Origin of the sequence: Sinorhizobium sp. 8-89 (genome assembly GCF_030124325.1) — a bacterium.
Lineage (GTDB): Bacteria > Pseudomonadota > Alphaproteobacteria > Rhizobiales > Rhizobiaceae > Sinorhizobium.
Genome location: NZ_JASKLR010000013.1, coordinates 73,867 through 98,524, shown reverse-complemented (window position 1 = coordinate 98,524; position 24,658 = coordinate 73,867). Strand labels below are relative to the sequence as shown.

The following is a 24,658-nucleotide window of genomic DNA, read 5'->3' as shown; positions in this document are numbered from 1 at the left end:
CGCATCGCGGCCACCGCGGCGTCGCTCGCCGGAGGCCATTCCAATCGAAGCAGCTTCGGCGCCCCTGATCCCGCCCGCCTTCACCTTTCGAGAATTTGCCTGAGCGTCGCGGCATCTTCGAAGAATGCCGCGGCGTCGTCATTTGCCACGAACTCCAGCATGGCAAATCGCCGTCCGGTCCAGCGCGACGTGGGCATTTCGGCGAGAACCGTTCGCCAATAATCGGACGCCGACCTCAAGGGGAAGCGATTGCGGTCAGCGTCCCAGGCAAAGACATGGACATGTGAAACATGCTCGCCGATCTGGGCGACCTCAGCCAGAGCTTCGCCAAGCGTCAGGCCGGGTCGCGGCTGCCAATAAAGATAGACATTGTCGTGGGCGATCGCGTCGATCAGGCGCCGCGCCGAGTCGCTTTTATCCGTCAGGGACTGCGGGTGATATTCCAGTGAAACGGTGACGCCATGGCGCGCGGCCTCCGCACCCATGTCACGGATCGCGGCCGCCGCCGTGCGTCTTTCACCCTCGCTGTAGTCCTTGGAATCGCGTTGGCGCGTGCCGGGCCAGATGCGGATATTCGAGGCGCCAAGCGCGATCGCACTGTCGAGCGCGCGTCGGAACACGGGAAGGTCATCCGTTGGCGGCGCAACGTAGGAACCATAGGACGTCGCCAACCCCGCCCTTTCGCAAAGGCGCGCGATGTTCCGGGCGACCGGCTCGTCTCCGGGAGTGACATGGGCATCGCCTGCCCATTCGATCGCCGCAAGCCCAGCTTGGACGGCCAGCTTCAGGATCCTTTCCGCGGGCATCTTGCGGAACGTGACGGTGCAGAGCGCAGGTTCGAAACCGCTCATGCCATGCGCTCCAGGTCGCCCTTGCGAACCTCGAAAAGCAGCGGCCGACCCTCGATGAACCGGGTGATCTCATCGAGCGCCATTTCGCCGAGGCGCGTACGTTCGAAGCCGACAGCGCCGGCAATGTGCGGGGTCAGGAACACGTTCGGAAGATCATAGAGCGGCGAGTCTTTTTCCGGCACCTCGGGATGCGTGACATCGATGACCGCATCGATCGTACCCGTCTTCAGCTTGTCGATCAGCGCGGCCTCGTCCACGAGCGCGCCGCGTGCCGTGTTGATCAGGGTTGCGCCATCCTTCATGAGAGACAGCCGCCGCGCGTCGATCATGTGCAGGGTCTCGGGCAGCGACGGCGCGTGCAGCGACACGATGTCCGAACGCGCCATCAAGGTATCGAGGTCGACCTTCTCGACATTGAGGGCGGAAGCGGCATCCCGACCGACCAACGGATCATAGAGCAGCACCTGATAATCGAACGGACGAAGAAGCTCGATCACCCGTCTGCCGATCTTCGATGCGCCGACAATCCCGATAGTGCGGCGACAGTTTCCAATCGGCTGCCCCTGCAGGAGATAGGTGCGGGTGCGGTCACGGTCGGCGGCATAGAGATCACGGAACCGAAACACCTGCTTGCCCGCAAAGATGATTGCCGCGAGCGTAAACTCGGCGACCGGCACTGCATTGGCTTCGGCGGCATGGCTGACCGCCACGCCGGCGTCGAAGACGCAATCGTCGATCACACCCTTGATCGTTCCGGCCGCATGCACGACGAAGCGAAGGCGCGGTGCCGCCGCAAGCGCCGCTCTATCGAACAGCGGGGCGCCCCAGCCAGTCACGAGGATTTCCGCTTCAGCCAACAGCCGCTTTGCCCGGTCGTCGCCGAACTCCGTCATCGGTTGTTGATCCAGAACACGAGCAAGGTCATCGAACCGCAGCAGAAGCTCTGGTGTCAGGACGTATCGCGTTCTTTCGGGCTGCATCGCAAAGGCAATTGCGGGGCGCGTCATGGCATTCGTCCCGGTGCGTCCATTGCGCTCACGCTGTCGCCCTGCCTTGCGAGGATGTGCAGTTCGTCGATGCCAGGGGCCCCAGGCGGCCTCAACCACTCGCCCGATACGGCGGAGGTGTCGCGAACTGCGATTACCGCGCAGCGCAGGATGGTTTCCCCGGCCGGTATGGTGGCACGCAGTTGCGGCACCAGCGTCTTTGCGGCGATCAGGTTGGTATTTGGCGGAGCCTTCTGAGCCAGGCCTTCGCGCGTAACAGTCGAGCCGAGATCGCGGATTCCGCTGAAATCCTCTTCGCCGACGGCATAAGCCGAGCCCATTGCCGAGAAAAGCGCGTCCGCCTCAAAATCTCGTCGGGCGATGGCAAAGCCGCCTTCGGCTGTCTCGAGCACCCTCGGCGTCGTGATCCGATGCACGCGCACATGCCAGGGCGGCGACGGCAGCAGCCAGGTTTCGACGACGACATCAGGCCAAGGCGACCATCTGGAAAAAAGGACGTCACCGGCAAGACGAACCTCGTCATTGCTCTCGCGCATCCGGTAGTGAATGCCGTCGTCGCTGAAGGCCAGCATGGAATCGAAAGCGCCGCCGGCAAAACCCCGTTCGTCGCTCTCAACGCTGAAGCCGTAGCGCGTCGAATAGGCGAACTTCGCGTATTTCTCCGAACCGAACCGCATCTGCCGGTTTTCCTGGCCCGAGGAGAGCGCCACCACGTCGCCCTTGCAAGGCATCATCACCATTCCCGGGTGACGAAGGGCGACCGCCTCGTCGAGCGGCGCCAGGGGCGTTTCCGGGGTCGCCCAGAATGGATGGTCTTCGCCGACCGCAAGCGGCAGGAAGGCCTTGAACGCCCAATAGGGCGAGCCGGCGGAATTGTAGTTTTCCGACATCAGGAGGTTGGGGTAGCCGTAGCCGATCGACAGCACGCCGTCACGATGCGTCATCGGCTTATCCGCCCACCATCTGAGGTGGCGGAGGCAAAGCCCCTTGATCTCGCCCCAGGGTAGCGCCTCGAGATCGGCAAACGCGAGCGCCGACCAGAAGCCGGCGCAGGCGAAACGATAAGTCAGGCTGCGGCCAAAGGGGAGGGTCGCTCCGTCCTCGGCGAACCAGTGACGAAAATCCTGTGCGAAGGCGAGAGCGCGCTCGCGGTAGCGCTTCGCGTAGTCGTCATCGACGAAGCGCGAGTAGATCAGCCCGTAGAAGTGCATGGCAAACGGAATGTAGTGGTCGACGCGCCGCACGTTGCCGTCGCGATACCAGCCGTCGGCGATGTAGAACCCCTCGAGTTCGGTGAGATACTGGTTCGTCAGGCGGCGGTCGTATTCGATGCCCAGCCGATCCAGGGCGATGTCGACGAATAGGCGGAAGAACTTCCAGTTGTTGTCGGCATAATCGAATTGCCGGGCATGGACGAGATAGGCGGCAAGATTGTCTCGTGCTCTGCCGCCTAAGCGGTCCCACAGTTTTTCCGGCACAAGCGCGAGCGCGAAGCCGAGCGCGGCAAGCTCGACCATGCGCTGGTCGCGGCCGTTCACTTTGCCCCAGAATTCCGGATGGTTTGGATCGGTGCCGTTGGCCATACCCTCCGCATAGCGGTCCCAATGGGCGAAGTTGCCGCCGCCGGCGCCGAAAGGTGCAAGTCCCCAGAGAGGCCGTGCGAAACCTTCGAGGTCAGCAGCGGCGCGATCGAAGTGCGCGGCGGCGGCGTCGAGGCGGACGCGGGCATTTCCCTCGGAAAAATACGGCAGCAGCGGATCGAAGAGATCGAGCAGGGCGCGCTGCATGTCGCGACGCGTCGCCAGCGGATTGCGGCCAAGCGGATTGGCACTGGCGGGATCATAGGTCATGAGCGCTGTCCTTCGCCTAATGTGCCGCCGCTCACCGGGACGACGGCGTGAGAGACGTGCCGGGCGGGCGCTTCCGAGTGACAGAAGCGGAAGCGCATCATGCCGATCGCCTCGCTGCCGAGGGCCACGCGGTCGACACGCATCGTCGCAATACGGGGGCTGGCCATCTCGGCGCAGGGCAGGTCGTCGAAGCCGACGATCGCGAAATCCTCGGGCACACGGAGGCCGATCTCGGTGACTGCTTCCAGAACACCGACGGCGACAAAGTCGTTCATGCAGAAGGCGGCCGAGAAACCGGGGTCCTGCTTGAGCGCCGCGAGTGTCGCCGCATGCGCCTCGACGCTCGAATTGTTTTCGAACGGCAAGCGGATGACACGCACCTCGCCTCCGTCCACTGAGGCGACTGCTGCTTCGAAACCGCGTATGCGTTCACGGATCGTCTGCCGATGCGACCCGGTCAGATGGAGGATGCGGCGATGGCCGGCATCGAGCAGCCGCCGTGTCGCGGCATGGGCGCCAAAGAAGTTCGATGGCGAGACGCCGTCGAAGCGTAATCGAGGATCGGTGCCGTTGACCAGTATCACGGGCGTGCGGCTTTTCTCCAGCCACTCGCACAAGGCATCTCCGGGGTCGATACCCACCAGGAACAGCCCTTGTGCGCCGACGGATGCCATCAGTTCCCGGACGGTCTCAGGTGTCGCCTTCGCCTCGTTGACAAGGCGAATTTCAAAGGACATGCCCTGCCGGGCTGCCTCGGAACGCAGGCCCTCTACGATGCCCTCGTAGAAAATGCTCAAGCCCCCGGTGACGCCGTTGCTCGCAATCAGCGCCAATGTCCCGGGGCTCGCCTTCGGGCCCGCCTTCAACGGATAACCGAGGTCGCCGGCCACCTTGAGGATCTGTCGGCGCACGTCTTCGCTTATGCCCGGTTCGTTCGCGAGAACACGCGAGACGGTGGAAACCGAAACCCCGGCGCGGCTTGCGATGTCGGATTGGCGGAATCGTTTCGTCGGTGCGTCGCTCATACCGCAAAGACTACGCAACTCATGCAAATTTGCAAGAGAGAAACAATTTCTTGCACGATTAAGATTTTTGCATAATCTTGTCGCTGAACTTTGGTCTGCCGGACGCTGGAGGAGAGCGCGAGGCAGGTAACGAGAGGGAGAACTCGCATGCTAATCAATCGACGCACATTCATGCTCGGCGCAGCCGGCGCGACTGCTGGCGTTGCGCTCGGCCAGGGTAGCCTCCGGCCGACATTTGCGGCGGAAAACGTTAACCTGCGCGCCATGTGGTGGGGCTCCAACGATCGCTCCAAGCGAACATTGAGCGTTGCCAAGCTCTTCCAGGAGAAGAACCCGGGCATCGCCGTTGTCGGTGAGAGCCTGAGCGGCGACGGCTACTGGACAAAGCTCGCCACGCAGATGGCCGGTCGCTCCATCGCCGACATCTTCCAGCTCGAGCCCAATACGATTTCGGACTACTCTAAGCGCGGCGCCTGCCTCGCCCTCGATCCATTCATCGCTTCGGTGCTGAATGTGAAAGACTTCGGCGATGATGTGCTGAAGCTGACGACCGTGGACGGCAAGCTCTGGGGTATCGGCCTCGGTCTCAATTCCTTTGCACTGTTCTACGACGCGGATGCCATCGCAAAAGCAGGCATCACCCCTCCCGGGCTTGACACCACCTGGTCGGAATATGCTGACATCGCGGTCGAAATGGCGAAGGCCACCGGCAAGGGTGGCGGCCCCTATGCAGCGCGCTACACCTACGTCTTCGATGCCTGGCTCAGGCAACGCGGCAGCAGTCTTTTCAACGAAAGCGGATTGGGCTTTGGCGTCGAAGAGGCCAAGGACTGGTACGCCTACTGGGAGGATCTGCGCAAGCGGGGCGGCACCGTGGGGGCCGACATCCAGACGCTCGACCAGAATACGATCGACACCAACTGCCTGGCGCTCGGCTATTCGGCGATCGGTATGGCCTATTCGAACCAGATGATCGGCTACCAGCTCATCATGAAGAGCAAGCTCGGCATCGGCATGCTGCCACGAGCCGAGAGAGGCGGCCCATCCGGCCACTATTATCGCCCTGCGCTGATCTGGAGTGTCGGCGCCACCACGGAGCATGGCGAGGAAGCCGCCAAGTTCATCAGTTTCTTCGTCAACGACGTCGATGCCGGCAAGATCCTTGGGGTCGAACGCGGCGTGCCGATGTCGCCGAAAGTTCGCGAGGCAATACTGCCACAGCTCAACCCGACGGAAGCGGAGACGGTGAAATACATCAACGCCCTGAAGGATCAGGTCGGCAGCTATCCGCCCCCGGCACCGCTCGGTGCGACGGAGTTCGACCATCGCGTATTTCGCCCGATTGCCGACGAACTCGCCTTCGAGCGCATATCGATCGCGGATGCTGCCGAGCGTTTGGTCAGCGAGGGAAAGGCGACCGTCCGCGCCGGCTGAACGCCTGATTGCAGGCTCGAGGCTCGGACAGCTCATTCCCGTCCGGCCTACACGCAGCAGGTCGGGCCTCGAAACCACGACCGGCTCTCGGCAGGATCTAATCCCTGCTGCATGATTCCCTGATCGGAATGGATTTAGGGACAAAATCACGCAGAGCTTCAACGTTCTACCGCGACCTTTGCGCGTCTAACTAGACGCGCGGCGCTGTAGGGCGGGCCTTGACTGTCGCGAGGCGGCCGCCCTGGTACGTGCTGTCTTCCGCAGATCCGTACTCGCGCTGCTCGATTGTTTGCCGGTAAGGCTCGCTGCTGTCCATCGGTTGCCAGCCGAGGAAATCGGCGTGCGCATTCGACCACCATGCATGCCGGTTCGCCGAGGCGCCGTACAGCATCAGGTAGCCGATGGCCGGAGCTTCGAGAAGCTTGCGCACCAGCGACAGGAAATCGCGCGGGCTCAGCCAAGTCGAAAGCATGCGTCGGTTCGTTGGCTCGGCGAAGCAACTGCCGATGCGGAGGCAAGCCGACTCCAGCCCGTACTTGTCGAAATAGAGCCGGCCGAGATCCTCGCCGAAGCACTTGCTGACGCCATAAAGACTGTCCGGCCGACGCGGCGACATGTGGTCGAGCGTCTGCCCGATGCGATGAAAGCCGGTGACATGGTTGGTGCTCGCGAAGATGATGCGCCTGACGGCCGCCTTTCGCGCCGCCTCGTAAAGTGTAAGTGCCGAGAATATTGGCTTGGAGCAGCGCGTCGAAGTGGGTTTCGACGGAGATCGCGCCAAGATGCAGGATCGTGTCGCAGTCGCGCGTGAGATCATCGACGGCCTGCCGGTCGGCGAGGTCGCACCGGACCACCTCCTCACCGTCCTCGGCAGGGGGAAGATCGACGATATCCGATAGGCGGCGGACCTGCGCGCAGCCTTTCAAACCCTGCCGGACATGGCAGCCCAGGGCACCTCCTGCTCCCGTCACCAGCAGTCGCGTCGTCATCCGTCCCACCCGTGTCAATGAATTTCCGGTTCGGGCAGCTTATGGGGCGATTGCAGGAAGGTGAAGTCGCAGCCTTCGGGCGCCTGTTGAATATGCTCCGCATGCATTTTCAGAAAGCCTCTCGAATAGTCGCGCTCCGGCGGACGCCATTCGGAAAGCCTGCGCGCGATCTCCGCCGCATCGACCTCCAGCGTGAGCGTCCGATTGGCGACGTCGAGAGCGATGATGTCGCCATTGCGGACCGCCGCCAGCGGCCCGCCGACGTAAGACTCCGGCGCCACATGCAGGATGCAGGCGCCGTAGCTGGTGCCGCTCATGCGGGCGTCGGAAATGCGCACCATGTCGCGCACGCCCTGTTTCAGGAGCTTTTTCGGAATCGGAAGCATTCCCCACTCCGGCATGCCCGGTCCGCCGACGGGGCCGGCATTGCGCAGGATAAGAACCGTGTCGGCGGTGACGTCGAGATCCTCGTCGTTCACCGCCTCCATCATCGTGTCGTAGTCATCGAAGACGAGTGCCGGCCCGCGGTGCTTGAGAAGCGCGGGATCGGCCGCGGCGGGCTTCATGACGCATCCCTGCGGCGCGAGATTTCCCTTGAGAATCGCCGTGCCGCCGCATGCGGCGACGGGATTCTCGAGCGGCCGGATTACGTTCGGCAGATGAACTTCGATCTCGCGGATCGCCTCGCCGATGCTGCCGATCACGTTGCGTTCTTCGAGATGCAGCAGCGGCTCCAGCTGCTTCCACAACGCCGGCAGTCCGCCGGCGTAGTAAAAGTCCTCCATCAGGAATTCGCCGGTCGGGCGAATGTTGCAGAGAACCGGGACCTTCTCCGACATGCGATCGAAATCGTCCAAGGTCAGATGAACGCCGCATCGCCGCGCCATCGCAATCAGATGAATCATTGCATTGGTCGAGCCCGCCATCGCCATATGCACGGTCAATGCGTTTTCAAACGCCTTGGCCGTCAGCAGATCCGACGGTTTCAGGTCCTCGAAGACCATTTCGACGATGCGCGCCCCCGACAGCGCGGCCATGCGCGAATGGCCGGCATCGGCAGCCGGAATGGCCGACGCGCCCGGCAGTGAAAGGCCCAGCGTGTCGGCGAGCGCCGTCATCGTCGAGGCGGTACCCATGGTCATGCAGGTTCCGAAAGAACGGGCGATGCCGCGCTCCATGACGCTCCATTCGTGCTCGGTGATGCGCCCGGCCTCTTTCTCCGCCCAGTATTTCCAGACATCGGAGCCAGAACCCAGGGGCTGACCGCGATAGGTACCGCGCAGCATCGGTCCTGCCGGCACGAAGATCGTCGGAAGGTCGACCTGGATCGCCCCCATGATCGTCGCTGGCGTGGTCTTGTCGCAGCCCGCAAGCAGTACGACGCCATCGACGGGATGCGAGCGAATGAGCTCCTCAACTTCCATCGCCAGGAAGTTGCGGTAAAGCATCGTCGTCGGCTTTACGTAGGTTTCGGCCAGCGACATTGCCGGCAGCTCGATCGGAAACCCGCCCGCTTGCCAGACGCCGCGCTTCACCTCCTCGGCCCGCGCGCGCAAATGCGTGTGGCACGGATTGATGTCGCTCCAGGTATTGATGATCGCGATGACCGGCTTGTTCGCGAGCTCCGCATGATCATAGCCCATCTGATAAAGCCGGGACCTGTGGCCGAAGGAGCGCAGGTCCTTGACGCCGAACCAGCGAAAACTTCGAAAATCCTCCGGCTTCTTGCGCTTGGTCATCGGTCACCTCCTTTGCATTCCCGGGCGGGTCGGCTAGATTGCACCTGTTCGGAAAAATGACAGGCGAAAGCAAACCCTTGAACGACGTGATGTTGAAACTCAAACCGGCGCGGCGGGAGCGGCTTGCGGATGTCCTTTACGGCCAAATCCTCGAGCAGATCGCAAGCGGCCAGATGGCCGAGGGAGCGAAGCTGCCGTCCGAAGCGCGGATCTGCCACGACTTCCAGGTTTCCCGGCCGGTCGTGCGTGAGGCGCTGATGCGGCTGCAGGCGGACGGCCTCGTCGTTTCGCGCCAGGGCATCGGCACCTTCGTCAAGTCGCGCCCGTCCAACAAGCTGACCGATTTCGCAGCCTCGGCGGAAATCGCGAGCTATCTCAGGGCCTTCGAGCCGCGGTTGGCACTCGAAACGGAGTGCGCGGGACTGGCCGCGATGCGCCGCACCAAGGGCCAGCTCAACCAGATCGGCGAAGCGCTTGCCGCGCTGGAGGGCGCCTTTGCCCGCGGCGAGACGGGTTGGGAGGAGGACTTCGCTTTCCATCTTGCGGTCGCCGCGGCGGCGGGCAACGAGCTTTTCCCGCGCCTCCTGGAAGAGCTCGGCGATATTCTGCGGGGCTCGATGCGCATGGCGCTCAGCCTGACGCGGCAAGGCTCGGAGGACCGGCGGCGACGCGTTCTCGAAGAGCACCGCAAGATATTCACGGCGATTTCCGGCCAGAACAGCGAGCTCGCACGTCTCTACATGCGCTATCACCTGACGGAATCGCGGGCCCGCATCACGGGATCCCACGGGGACCTCTAGAGCGATACCCCGTGTAATCGGATCGTTACAGCAACTGTCGGCGTTCGCGTGTCGCAGCCTCTCAGAGCCGCGGCGAACTGCACCCCCCTCTGCCCTGCCGGGCATCTCCCCCACAAGGGGGGAGAAGGTGCGGGCTTCCCATTCCCTCTCGTCGGCAGAGCCAACTTCGCGGCGTGAAATGGCCGTGGAATACGGTGCCTCCTCAATCTCCCCCATTAACACCCGCGTCCCCGATCGTCGCCACTGCAATCTGATCGGATCCCGCTCCAAGGCCAGTCGCCGAAGAGCGCGGCGCCTTACCCGCACCATCTCCGCTACCATGTCATGCGCTCGTCGATAGCGGCCGGGCGTCGCGCGCGGCGGCTTCGCTCTTCGCCTTCAACGCGCGTGCGGCCGAGGCAATGGCATCGAGCTTTTCGGCGCTGTCGAGATTCGACAGAAATTCGCCGATCGGGCCGGTGTCGCAGATGTCAGCGAGTCTCACCGCTTCGTGCAGGACGCGGATCGGCGAGTGCGCGTCGCGCAGGTCCTCAAGCGGCAGGAAGCTTTCGCGAATGGCCCGCGCCGCGGCGAATTGGCCGGATTGGCAGGCCTTCAGGATCGCCGTCGACAAATGCGGTGCGATGCACACCGAGCCGGAGGTGAAGGCGGAGAGGCCCATCTCGACGTGGTCGATCGCCGGGCGCTCGCCGATGCCGCTGACGATACGCTCGCCCGAGCCGACGGCGTCGAGGAGGCCGGAAAGATAGGCATCGCTTTTCGGGTCGGGCCGCACGACGGCATATTTCAAGGCGGAGATTGCTCCGTCGCGGAAGAGACGCGCGACATCGCCGGTATCGAGGAAGCCGTCATTCTTGATATAGGCGATCAGCGGTCTGCCGGCGGCATCCGCCAGCTTGGCGAATCCCGACGCCAAGCCCGCCGAGGTCGCGGGGAAGGCGAGCGGGAGGACCATGGCTGTCGGAAAGTTCCGTCCGCGCAGGATCGTCGCCTGATCCATCGCCTTGCCGAAGTCGGCGCCGATCGAGGGGATCACCCAGCCGTCACGCGGTGCGATGTCCTCGAGCATGTCCAGGAGACTGCCGAACTCCATGACGCCGAAGTTGTAGAGGTTGGCGTTGCCGCCGTAGAGATAGGTGGTCACCCCGCCCGAGAGCAGCCAATCAACTTGTCTCTGATTTTCCGCCTTGCTCGGCTCGCCATTCGCCTGACGCGCCAGCGGCGGCACGGAAAGGACAGAGGATCTCAGGTCGGCCACATCTACGGGAGTCGTTTTCATGGAAATCTCCTTGCCAAGTCTCTTGTATTTTTAATTTACAAGTTGAGCAAGGGCAATAGCAGTGTTAGAGAAAACGTCAGCCGATAACGCTTGAGAAACCCGTGATTTGCGAGAGATGCTCGTTCTCTCTCCAACCGACAGCTGTCAGACGATGGTCCCAAAGATGTCTTTCGACTTAACATTTGAGTGCGTGCTGGATTTGCGTTGCACCGTGGCTGAAAGCCCGGTTTACGACGACCGCCGAAACTGCCTGTTTTTCGTCGATATCGGCAAGGGCGTCCTCCATCGTGCAGATCTTATCGGGGCGGGCCACATCGCCTGGACCTTCGACCACGGGGCCTGCTGTGTCGGGCTTGCGCATTCCGGACGGCTCGTGCTCGCGCAACGGGACCGCGTGGTGTTGTTCGATCCGGAGCGCGGCACGATCGCGAAGGAGATCGCCTCGATCGAGACCGCAAGGCCGGACACGCGCCTGAACGACGGCAAGGTCGGACCGGACGGTGCTTTCTGGGTTGGAACGATGCACGAGGCCGCCGACCGGCAGCTGGTTGCTTCCCTCTATCGCGTTTCGTCGAAGGGTGCGGTGGAGCGAAAGGTCGGTGACGTCATCTGTTCCAATGGTCTCGCCTGGAACGCGGATGGTTCCATCCTTTTTCATTCGGACTCGCGCGGGCTCTGGATCGACCGTTGGCAGTTCGATTCCAAAACCGGGACGATCTCCGGGCGTCGGCGGCTGGCCGTTCTCGACGAAGCGAGCGGCCGTCCAGACGGGGCTGCAACCGATGTGGCGGGAAATTACTGGAGCGCCGGCGTCTCGGCTGGCGTCCTCAATCGCTTCTCGCCCGAAGGCCGGCTGATCCAGGCCCATCCTTACCCGGTGTCGGCGCCAACGATGCCCTGCTTTGCTGGGCCGGACTTGAAGACACTCTTCGTCGCGTCGCTGCGTCCGGTGGGGACCAACGTGCAAAGTCGGGACGGCGGGATTTTCGCTGCCCGGAGTCCGGTAGCCGGCGCGGCGGTGCACCGTTTCGACGATCGCGCTTTCTGAGGTCCATCTCCGTTGGCACCTTGTCTGGCCTGATGTGACCTAGGTATCCGTCTGATCGCGGCATCCTTGGCCAGGTTGATTCATGTCCGCTTCGAGCGTGTCAAAGGTCTGGTTGAAGATTTGCGGCCAGTTTCCGGAACCATCGTGCTCGCAACTCCTTCCTTCATCGTAGTCTTGAACGCACGAGCGCAGTCCGCGAGGCCCTGGAGAATGGAGCGTTACCATATAGCTCTTGGACTATTCGGGCTGGTAGTGTTGCTGACGGCCTGGATCCCCATGGCCTTTCGTCGGCTGCCGCTCTCGCTGCCCATCTTTTGCATCGCAATCGGCATGCTGGTCGGACAGACGATCTTCAACCCGATCACCCACTTGGCCTCTTTCGACAGCCGGCTTGTCATAGAGCGGGTGACCGAGTTCACCCTCATCGTCGCGCTGATGGGGGCGGGCCTGAAGATTGACCGCCGGGTCGGCCTGCGCAGCTGGGCGCTCACATGGCGACTTCTCGGGATCGCAATGCCGTTGGGGATTGCCATGATGGCTGTCGGTGCCTCTTGGATACTCGGGCTCGGGGCTGCTTCGGCCATTCTGCTTGCGGCTACCCTTGCCCCGACTGATCCGGTGCTCGCCAGCGACGTCCAAGTCGGGCCGCCTCAGACCGGCAAGGAGGACGAGGTCCGCTTCGCACTCACATCCGAAGCTGGTTTGAACGATGGGCTCAGCTTCCCTTTCGTCTATCTGGCGATCGCAATTGCACTCTCGGCCGAGGAACCGGACTGGTTCTCCCGCTGGCTCCTCTTCGATGTGCTGTGGCGACCCTTCGCCGGTATCGCCGTGGGCTGGCTCGTCGGCAAGGTGCTCGGCTATGCCACGTTCCGCTTCCCGAAACAGGCCGCGCTCGTGCGCACCGGCGACGGCTTTGTCGCCTTGGGAATCACTTGTCTCGCCTACAGCCTTACGGAGCTCATGCATGGCTATGGATTCGTGGCCGTCTTCGTCGCGGCGCTTTCCTTCCGCACCGTCGAGCGGCACCACGAATTTCATAAGGAGCTTCACGATTTCTCGGAGCAGATCGAAAGGCTGCTGATGATGGTGCTTCTCGTGTGCTTCGGAGCGGCTGTCAGTGTCGGGCAGCTCATTGGCAACGTTGATTGGCGCCTGGTCGCATTCGCGCTGTTCGTGATATTGATTGTTCGGCCGGCTTCCGGGTGGCTAAGCCTTCCCTCGGTTCTGCCGAAGGGAGAGAGAGCCGCGATCGCCGTGTTTGGAATCCGTGGTGTCGGTTCAATCTATTATCTTGCATTTGCAACGGGGATGGCGAACTTCGAAGAAGTGGGCCTGCTCTGGTCTGCCGTCGCCCTGATCGTACTTGCTTCCATTGTTATGCATGGGCTGACCGTCACGCCAGCGATGCGCTGGCTCGACAGGCGGCGCAAAATTATTGGAGACGCCCAGGCGGATTAAACCGACCCCGTGTCCCGCATGGGGCAACGGCGCTGCAATGACGGTCGCGATCGCCAATGATGGTTCTTTACATTGCCTTGCCGTCGGCGCCGAAGACGTGGCAGCGCGAAGGATCGAAGTGGACGGCCAGATTGGTGCCGCGCTCCACTTTCTGCTGGCCATCCAGGGCGACGGTGAGCTGCTGCTGGTCCGGGGTGATACCGTAAAGCATGGTTTCGCCGCCGAGGTTTTCCACGAGTTCGACATTGATTGGGGCGAGCGCGATGCCGTCCTCGCGCGCGGAAAGATGTTCCGGCCGAATCCCGAACGTGACGTCCTGTCCCGCTGTTGCGCCGTCCAGACGTCGGGGCAGCCGGATCGTGCCGCCGCATACCTGGATTGCCGTTTCCGCTTCGCCGACCGCAGCGATGCGCGCCTTGAGGAAGTTCATTTTCGGGCTGCCGATGAAGCCGGCGACGAAGCGGTTGACGGGATTGTTGTAGAGGTCGAGCGGCGCCCCCACCTGCTCGATGCGGCCCGCGTTCAGGACAACGATCTTGTCGGCCATGGTCATGGCTTCCACCTGGTCGTGGGTCACATAGATCATCGTGTTGCCGAGGTCACGGTGAAGTCGGGAGATTTCGACGCGCATCTGTACGCGGAGTTCCGCATCGAGGTTCGAAAGCGGTTCGTCGAACAGGAAGATGCGAGGCTCCCGCACGATCGCCCGGCCGATCGCCACGCGCTGGCGCTGACCGCCGGAAAGCGCCTTCGGCTTGCGATCGAGCAGCTTTTCGATCTGCAGGATTTCGGCAGCGCGGCGCACCTTCGGCTCGATTTCCGCCTTCTTGTAGCCTGCCGTTTCAAGGCCGAAGGCGAGATTCTTGTAGACCGACATGTGCGGGTAGAGCGCGTACGACTGGAACACCATGGCGATGCCGCGCCTGGCTGGTGCTACTTCGTTCATCCGGTCGCTATCGAGCATCAGAGTGCCGCCGGTGATCTCCTCCAGACCGGCGATCATGCGCAGCAGGGTCGACTTGCCGCAGCCGGACGGGCCGACGAAGACGGCGAATTCACCGGGGTCGATGGTGAGGTCGATGCCGTGGATCACATCGAGCGCGCCGTAGCGCTTCTCGACCTTCTGAAGAACGACGCTGGTTGCCATTTCGAATTCCTCCCTGCGGCCTTTGCCGTTACCTCGTGTTCGCGCGCCAGTTGGCATATTTCGGACTCTCCGGTCCGACCGGAAGTGCTATCTCGCGGCCCGTATCGGCGGACTGATAGATCGCCGTCACCAGTTCCAACGCCTGCCGTGCATCCTTGGTGGTGACGGGAAGCGGCCCGTTGCCGCTGAGAAAGGCGTGGAAATGGGCCATCTGCGTGGTGAAGCGGGGCGAAACCGGCTGCCAGTCGCCGATCACCTCGTCGATCTCAGCCTGAACAGTCTCGTTGGCGGCGATGATTTTCCAGGGATCCTTGCCCGGCGCATAGGGTTCATGGCTGCTTTCGAAGGTGACGTTCTCGAAGTGCAGGCGGAGCCGGCTGATCTGCTCCTGCGAACCGAGCGTACAGGAGAGCGACACGAAGGCGCCGTTCCGCATGAGCAGGCTCGCCGAGGCGCAGTCCTCGACCTCGATATCGTTGACCCGTGTCGCGACGCGGCCGAAGACGCTTGCGACGGGGCCGAGGAGATGCAGCATCATGTCGTGTAGATGGAGCGCGTGGGTCACGAGCACGCCGCCAAGCTCGGTTTCCCATTTGCCGCGCCAGGGGACGGAATAATATTCCGGCGTACGCAGCCAGAAGGTCTCCACCGAACCCACATAGGGCTTGCCGGCGATGCCGGTGTCGATGATGCGCTTCGCCTTCTCGATGCCATCGCCATAGCGATACTGGAAGATCGGCATCAGCACGCCCTTGGCCTGCTTCTCCGCTTCCATGATCCGGTCGACTCCCTTGAGCGAACCCGTCAGAGGCTTCTCGCAGACGACATGCTTGCCCGAGGCGAGTGCGTCGAGCACCTGTTCGAGGTGGATGCCCGGTGGGGTGCAGATATCGATGATGTCGATGCTATCGTCGGCAAGTAGTTCCTTGAACGAGGTCGTTCGTTTTTCGATGCCGAACTCGTTGCCGACCTCGTTCAACCGTTCCACGTTGAGGTCGCAGAGCGCCGTAACCCGAAACTTGTCCGGATGCGGCAGGTAACCTTCGACGATGTGCGATCGCCCGATCCCGCAGCCAATGATGGCGACTGTCTTGATGCTCATCTCAATTCTTTTCCCAATTACGTTCGGCGATCGCTTGCGCCGAAAGGGCAAGCTCCATGGCCTTGAAACAGCGTTCCTGCGGCATCGCGGTTTCGGTTCTGTCGCGAATATCGGCGAGAAATTGGCGACCGAACGGCAGTTCGACAGCCGAGCAATCGATGTGTTCGACGCCGTTGCGGTCAGCCAGGAACAGGTGATGGCCCCCCTCGCGACCGGCGAGATCGACCGTCTTGCGCACCTCGATCGTGCCGGTCGTGCCGACGATGAAGAGCCGGCCGTCGCCCCAGGTCGGCATGCCGTCTGGTGTCAGCCAGTTTACATGGATCATGCCGGTGGCTCGCTCCGTCGAAAGATGGATGTTGCCCGTATCCTGCAACTCCGGCTCGTCGGGGACGCTCCTGTTGTCGACGCTTGCCGACAAAATGGTCGCATCGCTGGCGCCGGTGAAGAACAGGAACTGCTCGCACTGGTGCGAGGCGATGTCGGTCAAGATGCCGCCGTAGTCCGCGCGGCGGAAAAACCAGTCAGGGCGGCTTTCCCTGCGCAGCCGATGCGGGCCGAGGCCCACCACGTGCACGACCTCGCCGATGGCGCCGGCGGCGACCAGTTCTCCTGCCTTCACCGTTGCCGGGCTCTCGAAATGCTCGGAATAGAGGATCGAGAAGATCCGCCCCGTTTCGGCCTGGACCCGGCGCACCTTGGCGAGTTGGTCCCGGCTCGTCATGCCCGGCTTGTCGACGAGCACGTCCTTGCCGTGGCGCATGGCTCGGATCGCCAGCTCCGCCCGCTCGGCCGAGATCGCGGCGGACGTGATGAGGCCTATGCTCTCGTCTTCGAGGATCTGCTCGAGCGTCGCGATGCGCGGCACGTCCTTGTAGATGCCTGAGAATTCCGCGGTCAGCGCATCGTCCTTTTCATGGAAACCGACGAGGCGGGCGCCGGCTCTGACGAGGCAATTGACCTGGCCGTAGATGTGGTTGTGGTTGAGCCCGACGGCGGCGAAACGCAATTCGTCCATGGTAAACTCCAACTCCGTCGATCAGCGTTTCATGCCGGTGGTTGCGATGCCTTCGATCAGGAGGCGCTGGAAGAACAGGAAGAAGAAGAACACGGGCACGAGCGATAGCGTCGACATGGCGAAGAGCCCGCCCCAGTCCGAAGTGCTGCTCGAGTCGACGAAGGTTCGGAGGCCCAGCTGGATCGTGTAGGTGTTCATGTCGTTCAGATAGATGAGCGGTCCGAAGAAATCGTCCCAGGTCCAGATGAAGGAGAAGATCGCAGCCGTCGCCAGCACGGGAAGCGAGAGCGGCAGCATGATCTTCCAGTAGATGCGCCAGGGGCCGCAGCCGTCCATCATAGCCGCCTCGTCGAGTTCGCGCGGGATTCCGCGGAAGAACTGGACCATCAGGAAGATGAAGAAGGCGTCGCTCGCCAGGAATTTCGGCACCACGAGCGGCAGGAACGTGTTCACCCAGCCGAGATTGAGGAAGAGCACGTATTGAGGAATGAGCGTCACGTGATAGGGGATCATCAGCGTCCCCAGCATGATCGCGAACCAGAAATTGCGGCCGGCGAAGCGAAGCCGGGCGAAAGCGTAGGCAGCGAGCGAGCAGGCGACGACGTTGCCGATCACCGTCAGCACGGACACGACGAGTGAATTCCAGAAGAAGCGCCCGAAGCTGATGTCGAGTCCGAACCAGCCGCGCAAATAGGATGCGAAATCGATCGATGACGGCCAGAGCGAGGTCGAGGCGAAGATCTCGTCCTCCGGCCTCACCGACGCGGAAATCATCCACAGGAGCGGGTAGAGCATCGCGATCGACGCGGCGATCAGGCCGGCGTGGACTAGGATCGACCCCAATGGGCCGCGGCGGCCGAGCGGTGCCGATGGCGGGGCGGTTACGGAGCTCATGATCGCGTCAGTCATCGTAGTGCACCCAGTAGCGAGAGGTCAGGAAGGAAAAGGCGGTGAACAGCGCGATGATCAGCACCAGGATCCAGGCCAGGGCCGAGGCATAGCCCATGCGGAAATTGCCGAATGCTTCCTGGTAGAGATAGAGCGTATAGAAGAGCGTCGAGTTGATCGGTCCGCCGGTGCCGCCGGAAATGATGAAGGCCGGGGTGAAGGCCTTGAACGCATCGATCGTTTGAACCACCGCATTGAAGAAGATGACCGGGGTGAGCAGCGGCAGTGTGATCTTGTAGAACTGCCGGAACTTCGACGCGCCGTCGAGGCTTGCGGCCTCATACATATCGGTCGGGATCTGGCGAAGACCGGCAAGGAAGATGATCATCGGCGAGCCGAATTGCCAAACGCTCAAGACGACCAGCGTCCAGATCGAATAATTCGGATGCGAGATCCAACTCGGGCCTTCGATCCCCAACTGGGCAAGCAGGCTGTTGATGAGGCCGTCGCCCGCAAAGAGTTGCCGCCAGAGCACGGCGATCGCGACGCTGCCGCCGAGCAGCGAAGGCAAGTAAAAGATGGCGCGATAGACGGTGAGCCCCCGGACGCCGCGATCGAGAAGGATGGCGACGAGCAGCGCGAAGGTAAGCTTGAACGGCACCGAAAGCACGACATAGAGGAAGGTCACCTGCATCGCGGCAGCGAATTTCGGATCGGCTGTCGCGATACGGACGTAATTGGCGGCTCCGACCCATTCCGGCGCGCGGATCAGATCGAAGCTCGTGAAGGAGAGATAGAGCGACGCAACGGCAGGCCCGAGCGTCAGGCCGAAGAAGCCGATGAGCCACGGCATCAGGAACATGTAGCCGGCCCCGTGCTTCGCCCAGAGACTGGCCCAACGGCCCTGTGCGGCGGGGCGCGCCTGGGCGCCCCCGCCGATCGCGACAACGGAATCCTGCACGGCCGCCATCTCCTTAACCTCGCGACAGGATCTGTGTGACCTCGTTCACCAGCGTCTCGCCGCCCTGCTTTGCGTCGAGCTGGCCGAAGGCCACCTGCTCGGCGACGCTGCGCAGAGCTAGCTCCGCCTCGCCGGCACCCGACGGCGGCGGCGGCGGCAGATCGCCGGCGAGCGCTCCGAGCCCCGAGACATAGTCGAGTGCTGCCCGCCCGAGGTCATCGAGCGACGGCGCGAGCGCCTCGCGTACGGAGGCCGATTCCGGCACGCCGCGTTCGACGCCGAGGATTTTGGCGGCTTCCGGATCCTTGACGAAGAAGTTGACATATTTGGCGCCGAGTTCCGGATCGCTGCTCTTGGCCGACACCGAGAAGAACATCGATGGCTTGCGGTAATGGCCGCCCTTGGCATCCTTGCTGATCAGCGCATGGCTTCTGAGCACAATTTTGTCTTTGTTGATTGCCTGATAACCGACGAGTTGGTTGGAATGGGCGTAGGACGTCGCCGCCTTTCCGAGCGACAAGGGACTCGTCTCGATATTGAACTGGTCGAGTGCCTGAATATCTGCCGGCACGCACGCCTTGTCCTCGCGCATCTTCTGCCACATGGCGAACCATTCGGCCCCGTCGTTCGCGTCATAGGCGATCTTGCCATCCGCGGTGAACAGCGCCTTGCCGCGCTGGCGAAGCCAGTTTTCGAGGAGCGGTTCAACCCCGCTGCCGTCCGAGAGGCCGTAATAGCCCTTGCGCTTTCCGGCCTTGGTGATCTCAACGCCCATGCGGGCGAGGTCATCCCAGGTGGTCGACGGCGTCGGCAAGTCGACGCCGGCTTCCTCGAAGGCGACCGTGTTGACCATCATCGCCGTCGAGTTGGCGCCGAGGCTGATGCCGTAGAGCTTGCCGTCGACACTGCCGCCCTTGATCTGCACCTGGTCGAAGTCCTCGACCTTCAGCACCGAGCCGAGATAGCTGTCGAGCGGCGCAAGCGCGCCGCGCTGGGCATATTCCACGATGTAGCGGTAATCCATCTGGATGACGTCGGGCGCGTTGCCCCCCGCCACTTGCGTCGCCAGGCGTGGCCAGTAGTCGCTCCAGCCGAGGAATTCGCCGTTGATCGCAACCCCCGGATTGGCTGCCTTGAAAAGCTCGCTGACCTTGTTGGTGCGGTCGGCGCGGGTCTGCGATCCCCACCAGAGCAGGCGCAGCCGCGCCTCCTGCGAGAACGCGCGGGGTGCCAGCGCGGAATATGAAAGAAGTGCCGCTCCTCCTGCAAGCACACTGCGTCTGCTGATGCGATGCGTCATTTGTTCCTCCTCCCTCGGGAGCGCCTCCACAACGCTCCGTCTCATAGTCGACTTGTTGAGACCTCTTGCAATAAATAACTAATTGGTTACAAACTAGGGGCAAGCAAAGATCGTGTCAAGCAGTTGTGTGAAATGCTGTCATTATCTTGTAAATTATCTTTACGATGTCGCATCGACTGCCGCCGAAGGCAAGCGGTGCTGGAGGTGATGGAATGGAGAAGGCGCAAGCGGGCGCGAGAGGAACGAATGGAAACGGCGCGCGCGCTGAGCGTTCCGCGCAGCGCGATCCCGAGCGGACGCGCGCATCTATCCTTGCGGCCGCCACCAAGGAATTCGCGGAAAACGGCATGGGCGGGGCGCGAGTCGATGCCATAGCCGAGCGAGCCGGCATCAACAAGCGCATGCTCTATCATTACTTCGGCGACAAGGAGCAGCTCTACCTCGCGGTCCTGGAAGAGGCCTATATCGGCATAAGGACGGCTGAGAAATCCATCAATCTCAGTGACTTGGAGCCAGAGGAGGGCATCGCCGAGCTGGCGATGTTCACATGGAGGTACTTCCTTGAGCATCCGGAGTTCCTGAGTCTGCTCGGTACGGAGAACCTTCATCGCGCCCGCTGGCTGCGTCAATCGACGCGGCTCAAGGAGCTGCATTCGCAACTCATGGGAAAGCTCTCCGAGTTGCTCGACCGGGGCAGGGCAAAGGGCATTTTCCGGGAGGATGTGGACCCGTTGCACCTCTACCTGACGATGGCCGCGCTCGGTTATTTCTACCTCTCGAACCAGTACACGCTGTCGACGATTTTCGGTCGTGATCTCGCGGAACGGCCCAGTCTCGAGGGCTGGGAGCGTCACATCGTTCATGTGACTTTGGCTTCAATCCGACGCTGAATCTCTGACATGTCGTTTTTTTTGTTGACAGGTGTGCTTTATCTCTGCCACAAAGTAACTGATTAGTTACTGGCTTGGGAGGGCTGGTCCGCTCCCACGAGGCCTGGCAGGGAGGAGACCGCATGCCACGTTTGGGGATTATATTGCACGGCGTCACCGGCCGGATGGGCTACAATCAGCATCTGGTGCGCTCGATACTGGCCATCCGCGATCAGGGCGGGATCACGCTCAAATCCGGCGAACGACTGGAGATCGATCCGATCATCGTCGGCCGCAACCGAGACAAGATCGAGCAATTGGCCAAGCGCCATAATATCGCTCGCTGGTCGACCGATCTCGATGGGGCGCTTGCCGATCCCAACGACCAGATCTTTTTCGACGCCGGCACGACGCTGATGCGCGCCGACCTCATCGGCAGGGCGCTCGATGCCGGCAAGCATGTCTATTGTGAGAAGCCGATTTCCGATGATCTCGGCATAGCCGTCAAGCTTGCCCGCAAGGCGCGCGCCTCCGGCCTCAAGCACGGTGTCGTGCAGGACAAGCTGTTCCTGCCCGGGCTGCGCAAGCTGGCGCTGCTCAGGGACTCGGGCTTCTTCGGAAAGATCCTCTCGGTGCGCGGCGAATTCGGTTACTGGGTCTTTGAAGGCGATTGGGGCGTGCCTGCCCAGCGCCCCTCGTGGAATTACCGAAAGGGCGACGGCGGCGGCATCATTCTCGATATGCTTTGCCACTGGCGCTACGTGCTGGACAACCTCTTCGGCGAGGTCCGCGCCGTCTCCTGCCTCGGCGCCACCCATATTCCAAGCCGTGTCGACGAGCAGGGCCGGACCTATGACTGCGATACAGACGATGCGGCCTATGCGACCTTCGAGCTCGAAGGCGGTGTGATCGCGCAGATCAACTCCTCCTGGACTGTGCGGGTACGCCGCGACGATCTCGTCACCTTCCAGGTCGACGGAACGCACGGCTCGGCCGTCGCGGGGCTGACGAAATGCTGGACGCAACACAGAGTCAACACGCCGAAGCCGGTCTGGAACCCGGATCAGCCGCAGACCATCGATTTCTACAACACCTGGGACGAGGTGCCGGACACGCAGGTGTTCGACAACGGGTTCAAGGCGCAATGGGAGATGTTCCTTCGCCACGTCGCCGAGGATGCTCCCTGGTCCTATGGACTGGAGGCCGGCGCCAAGGGCGTGCAGCTTGCAGAGCTGGGGCTGAAATCTTGGGCCGAGCGTCGTTGGCTCGATGTACCGGCACTGGAGTTCTGAGCGATGACCGCCATCGATCTTCCCCTTGAAGGCAGGCTTGCGCGTTATGAGTTGGCCGGTCGGCCGGTTCCCTTGCAAAAACGTGCGCCGGCCGATTTCCCGAGGGTTGCCTTCGCCGCCGCGCACGTCGTCGCCGATCCGATTGCCGATAACGACCCATGGCTGACGCCGGCGATCGATTGGGAGCGGACGCTCGCCTTTCGCCATCGCCTCTGGGATCTTGGGCTCGGTGTCGCCGAGGCGATGGATACGGCCCAGCGCGGCATGGGCCTCGGTTGGCCGGAAGCGCGCGAACTCATCCGCTGCGCGCTAGCCGAAGCGCGCGGGCGCTCCGGCGCGCTGATCGCCTGCGGCGCCGGCACCGACCATCTGGCGCCCGGCCCGGATGTCTCGATCGACGATATTCTCAGAGCCTATGAGAGCCAGATCGAGACGATCGAAGCAGAAAACGGTCGGATCATCCTGATGGCCAGCCGGGCGCTGGCGGCAGCGGCGAAAGAGCCGGACGATTATATCCGCGTGTACGACCGCATCCTTTCGCAGGTGAAAGAGCCGGTGATCATCCATTGGCTGGGCGAGATGTTCGACCCGGCACTCGAAGGCTACTGGGGCAATGCCGACCACATGGAGGCGATGAAGACCTGCCTTGCCGTCATCGAGTCGCATGCCGAAAAGGTCGATGGCATCAAGATATCGCTTCTGTCCAAGGAGAAGGAAATCGCCATGCGGCGCCGGCTGCCGAAGGGCGTGCGCATGTATACCGGCGACGACTTCAATTACGCCGAGTTGATCGCCGGCGACGAGGAGGGACACTCGGACGCGCTGCTCGGTATCTTCGATGCGATCGCGCCGGTGGCGTCAGCGGCACTTGAGTCGCTCGGCAAAGGGCGCAACGGCGAATTCTTCGAATTGCTGGAGCCGACCGTGCCGCTGTCGCGTCACATCTTCAAGGCGCCGACGCGCTTCTACAAGACCGGCGTCGTCTTCCTCGCCTATCTGAATGGCCTGCAGGATCACTTCGTGATGATCGGCGGGCAACAGAGCGCCCGCTCGCTTGCTCATCTTGCCGAACTCTTCCGTCTGGCGGACAGGGCGGGCGCTCTTGCCGATCCGGAACTGGCGGTCTCGCGCATGCGGCGCGTTCTCGCCGTCCATGGCATCGACTGAGGCCGCTATGACCGAGGCTCCCGTCGTAAGGCTCGTTGAGGCGGACATCTTCGAGCGGCAGGTTGGTTTCCGCTTCCCCTTCCGATTCGGGGCGGCGCGCGTCGAGAGCGCGCCGCAGGCCTTCGTTCGGGTGAGGATCGCAGACGACAGCGGCCATGAGTCCACCGGCTGGTCGGCCGAGATGATGATGCCGAAATGGTTCGACAAGAATCCGGCCCTTTCGCCGGATGACAACATTGCGCAGCTTCGCGCGTCGCTGCATCTGGCGATGGAAAGCTTGCGGGCGGTTGGTGCAATGACGCCCTTCGGGCTGCATGCCGCCGCCGAGGCCGATCATCATGGGGCGGCTGCGGGCCGCGGCCTCCCGCCGCTCGTGGCGTCCTACGGTCTGGCACTCATCGATCGTGCCATCATCGACGCCGTGTGCCGGATGAAAGGCGCAAGTGCGGTCGACGCCGTCCGGCACGATCTGCTCGGCATCACCAACGCCACCGCGCCGGATCTTGCGGGCTTCGATCTCACAGGCTTTTTCTCACGGCTCGAGCCTTCGCCGCAGCTCGCGGTGCGACATACGATCGGGCTCGCCGATGCGTTAACCGCCGCCGATCTCGCGCCGGAGCAGCGGCTCAAGGACGGTCTGCCGCAGACGCTGGAAGAGGTGATTGCGGCCTATGGCCACCGCTGTTTCAAGATCAAGGTTTCCGGGCGCCCCGCGGAAGACGCCGAGCGGCTGATTGCGATCGCCTCGGTGCTCGATCGGACTGTCGATGGCTATCGACTGACGCTCGATGGGAACGAGCAGTTCGAAAGCGCCGACGCGGCGGCCGGCCTTCTCGATTGCGTGCAGAGGGAGCCGCGTCTCGGAAAGCTGCGACGATCCATTCTCTTCTTCGAGCAGCCGATCGCGCGGGCCGAGGCGTTGTCGAGGTTGGTCGAGGCCGTCGCTGCGCGGATCCCGCTGGAAATCGACGAATCCGACGGCGAAGCCGATGCCTTTCTGCGCGCTCGCGATCTCGGGTACACGGGCATCTCGTCGAAATCCTGCAAGGGTTTCTATCGGGCGCTGATCAACCGTGCGCGTGTCGAGAAATGGAACCGCGAGGCGGGTTCGTCACGGTATTTCATGTCCGCCGAGGACCTGACGACGCAATCGGGCCTGGCGCTTCAGCAGGACCTCGTTCTGGCGGCGCTTATCGGTGCCGGCCATGTCGAACGCAACGGTCACCATTACGTCGACGGTATGGCGCAAGCCCCAGCGAGCGAGCAAGCGTCCTATTTGGCCGACCATGGCGACCTTTACAACGGGGTGTCCGGCCGGGCGCGGCTCGCCATCAAGGGGGGCGGGCTCACTTTTGGGACTGCCTTGAGAGCAATCGGCCTGGGCTCGTCTGTCGAGCCGGACTGGGCGTCGATGACGGCGAGCTAGTGCAT

General features: G+C 62.6%; 20 protein-coding genes and 1 pseudogene. 8 read left to right on the top strand and 13 right to left on the bottom strand.

Annotated elements, in window-relative coordinates; translation table 11 throughout:
• Positions 1-80 precede the first annotated feature (80 nt).
• Genes QN219_RS22260 through QN219_RS22245 form a run of 4 tightly spaced genes read right to left on the bottom strand, consistent with a single transcriptional unit; the run spans position 81 to position 4,733 of the window.
• Positions 81-851: a sugar phosphate isomerase/epimerase gene (locus QN219_RS22260; RefSeq protein ID WP_284002164.1), complete on the bottom strand. Its 771-nt coding sequence runs from the start codon at positions 849-851 to the stop codon at positions 81-83.
• Positions 848-1,858: a hydroxyacid dehydrogenase gene (locus QN219_RS22255; protein WP_284002163.1), complete on the bottom strand. Its 1,011-nt coding sequence runs from the start codon at positions 1,856-1,858 to the stop codon at positions 848-850. Before QN219_RS22255 ends, QN219_RS22260 begins: the two co-directional genes overlap by 4 nt.
• Positions 1,855-3,708 carry a DUF2264 domain-containing protein gene (locus QN219_RS22250; RefSeq protein ID WP_284002162.1) on the bottom strand — a complete coding sequence of 618 codons (1,854 nt, stop codon included), beginning with the start codon at positions 3,706-3,708 and terminating at the stop codon, positions 1,855-1,857. Before QN219_RS22250 ends, QN219_RS22255 begins: the two co-directional genes overlap by 4 nt.
• Entirely contained in the window at positions 3,705-4,733 is a 1,029-nt protein-coding gene (locus QN219_RS22245) for a LacI family DNA-binding transcriptional regulator (RefSeq protein WP_284002160.1), read from the bottom strand. Before QN219_RS22245 ends, QN219_RS22250 begins: the two co-directional genes overlap by 4 nt.
• A gap of 147 nt (positions 4,734-4,880) precedes the next feature.
• On the opposite strand from QN219_RS22245, the gene QN219_RS22240 reads away from it, so the two are divergent.
• Complete coding sequence (locus QN219_RS22240; protein WP_284002159.1) at positions 4,881-6,167, top strand: ABC transporter substrate-binding protein; 1,287 nt, start codon at positions 4,881-4,883, stop codon at positions 6,165-6,167.
• A gap of 190 nt (positions 6,168-6,357) precedes the next feature.
• Here QN219_RS22240 and QN219_RS22235 read toward each other — a convergent pair.
• Positions 6,358-7,156, bottom strand: a pseudogene (locus QN219_RS22235) (NAD-dependent epimerase/dehydratase family protein).
• 14 nt (positions 7,157-7,170) lie between these two features.
• The gene (gene araD / locus QN219_RS22230; RefSeq protein WP_284002157.1) at positions 7,171-8,895 is read right to left on the bottom strand and encodes an L-arabinonate dehydratase; all 1,725 of its coding nucleotides are present in this window, start codon (positions 8,893-8,895) and stop codon (positions 7,171-7,173) included.
• Positions 8,896-8,972: 77 nt separating this feature from the next.
• On the opposite strand from araD, the gene QN219_RS22225 reads away from it, so the two are divergent.
• Positions 8,973-9,695: a FadR/GntR family transcriptional regulator gene (locus QN219_RS22225; RefSeq protein ID WP_284002272.1), complete on the top strand. Its 723-nt coding sequence runs from the start codon at positions 8,973-8,975 to the stop codon at positions 9,693-9,695.
• Positions 9,696-10,017: 322 nt separating this feature from the next.
• On the opposite strand, the gene QN219_RS22220 is transcribed toward QN219_RS22225, so the two are convergent.
• The gene (locus QN219_RS22220; RefSeq protein ID WP_284002156.1) at positions 10,018-10,974 is read right to left on the bottom strand and encodes a dihydrodipicolinate synthase family protein; all 957 of its coding nucleotides are present in this window, start codon (positions 10,972-10,974) and stop codon (positions 10,018-10,020) included.
• A gap of 163 nt (positions 10,975-11,137) precedes the next feature.
• Between QN219_RS22220 and QN219_RS22215 the strand changes: the two genes are divergently transcribed.
• Together QN219_RS22215 and QN219_RS22210 are read left to right on the top strand one after the other, a co-directional pair.
• Positions 11,138-12,022: an SMP-30/gluconolactonase/LRE family protein gene (locus QN219_RS22215; RefSeq protein WP_284002155.1), complete on the top strand. Its 885-nt coding sequence runs from the start codon at positions 11,138-11,140 to the stop codon at positions 12,020-12,022.
• 210 nt (positions 12,023-12,232) lie between these two features.
• Entirely contained in the window at positions 12,233-13,483 is a 1,251-nt protein-coding gene (locus QN219_RS22210) for a sodium:proton antiporter (RefSeq protein WP_284002153.1), read from the top strand.
• 67 nt (positions 13,484-13,550) lie between these two features.
• Here the strand turns inward: QN219_RS22210 and QN219_RS22205 are convergent, their stop codons facing one another.
• From QN219_RS22205 to QN219_RS22180, 6 genes are read right to left on the bottom strand one after another with little or no spacing between them, the layout of a single operon-like run.
• On the bottom strand, positions 13,551-14,630 hold the full coding sequence (locus QN219_RS22205) for a sn-glycerol-3-phosphate ABC transporter ATP-binding protein UgpC (RefSeq protein WP_284002152.1): 1,080 nt from the start codon (positions 14,628-14,630) through the stop codon (positions 13,551-13,553).
• Positions 14,631-14,658: 28 nt separating this feature from the next.
• Positions 14,659-15,732, bottom strand: coding sequence for a Gfo/Idh/MocA family oxidoreductase (locus QN219_RS22200; protein WP_284002150.1), 1,074 nt, complete (start codon positions 15,730-15,732; stop codon positions 14,659-14,661).
• A 1-nt stretch (position 15,733) separates the two neighbouring features.
• The gene (locus QN219_RS22195) at positions 15,734-16,750 is read right to left on the bottom strand and encodes a Gfo/Idh/MocA family oxidoreductase (protein WP_284002149.1); all 1,017 of its coding nucleotides are present in this window, start codon (positions 16,748-16,750) and stop codon (positions 15,734-15,736) included.
• Positions 16,751-16,771: 21 nt separating this feature from the next.
• Positions 16,772-17,659 carry a carbohydrate ABC transporter permease gene (locus tag QN219_RS22190; RefSeq protein ID WP_284002148.1) on the bottom strand — a complete coding sequence of 296 codons (888 nt, stop codon included), beginning with the start codon at positions 17,657-17,659 and terminating at the stop codon, positions 16,772-16,774.
• Positions 17,652-18,608, bottom strand: a complete 957-nt coding sequence (locus tag QN219_RS22185; RefSeq protein WP_284002147.1) for a sugar ABC transporter permease — start codon at positions 18,606-18,608, stop codon at positions 17,652-17,654. The genes QN219_RS22190 and QN219_RS22185 overlap by 8 nt, the downstream gene beginning before the upstream one ends.
• Positions 18,609-18,612: 4 nt before the next feature.
• Entirely contained in the window at positions 18,613-19,899 is a 1,287-nt protein-coding gene (locus QN219_RS22180) for an ABC transporter substrate-binding protein (protein ID WP_284002146.1), read from the bottom strand.
• A gap of 212 nt (positions 19,900-20,111) precedes the next feature.
• On the opposite strand from QN219_RS22180, the gene QN219_RS22175 reads away from it, so the two are divergent.
• The 4 genes from QN219_RS22175 to QN219_RS22160 all read left to right on the top strand — a co-directional run bounded on the left by QN219_RS22175 (position 20,112) and on the right by QN219_RS22160 (position 24,653).
• Positions 20,112-20,789: a TetR/AcrR family transcriptional regulator gene (locus tag QN219_RS22175; RefSeq protein WP_284002145.1), complete on the top strand. Its 678-nt coding sequence runs from the start codon at positions 20,112-20,114 to the stop codon at positions 20,787-20,789.
• Between the two features lie 122 nt (positions 20,790-20,911).
• Positions 20,912-22,060 (top strand): Gfo/Idh/MocA family oxidoreductase, encoded by a 1,149-nt coding sequence (locus QN219_RS22170; protein ID WP_284002144.1) that lies wholly within the window; start codon positions 20,912-20,914, stop codon positions 22,058-22,060.
• A gap of 3 nt (positions 22,061-22,063) precedes the next feature.
• Positions 22,064-23,227: a dihydrodipicolinate synthase family protein gene (locus QN219_RS22165; protein ID WP_284002143.1), complete on the top strand. Its 1,164-nt coding sequence runs from the start codon at positions 22,064-22,066 to the stop codon at positions 23,225-23,227.
• 7 nt (positions 23,228-23,234) lie between these two features.
• Positions 23,235-24,653, top strand: a complete 1,419-nt coding sequence (locus QN219_RS22160; protein ID WP_284002142.1) for an enolase C-terminal domain-like protein — start codon at positions 23,235-23,237, stop codon at positions 24,651-24,653.
• Positions 24,654-24,658: the final 5 nt, after the last annotated feature.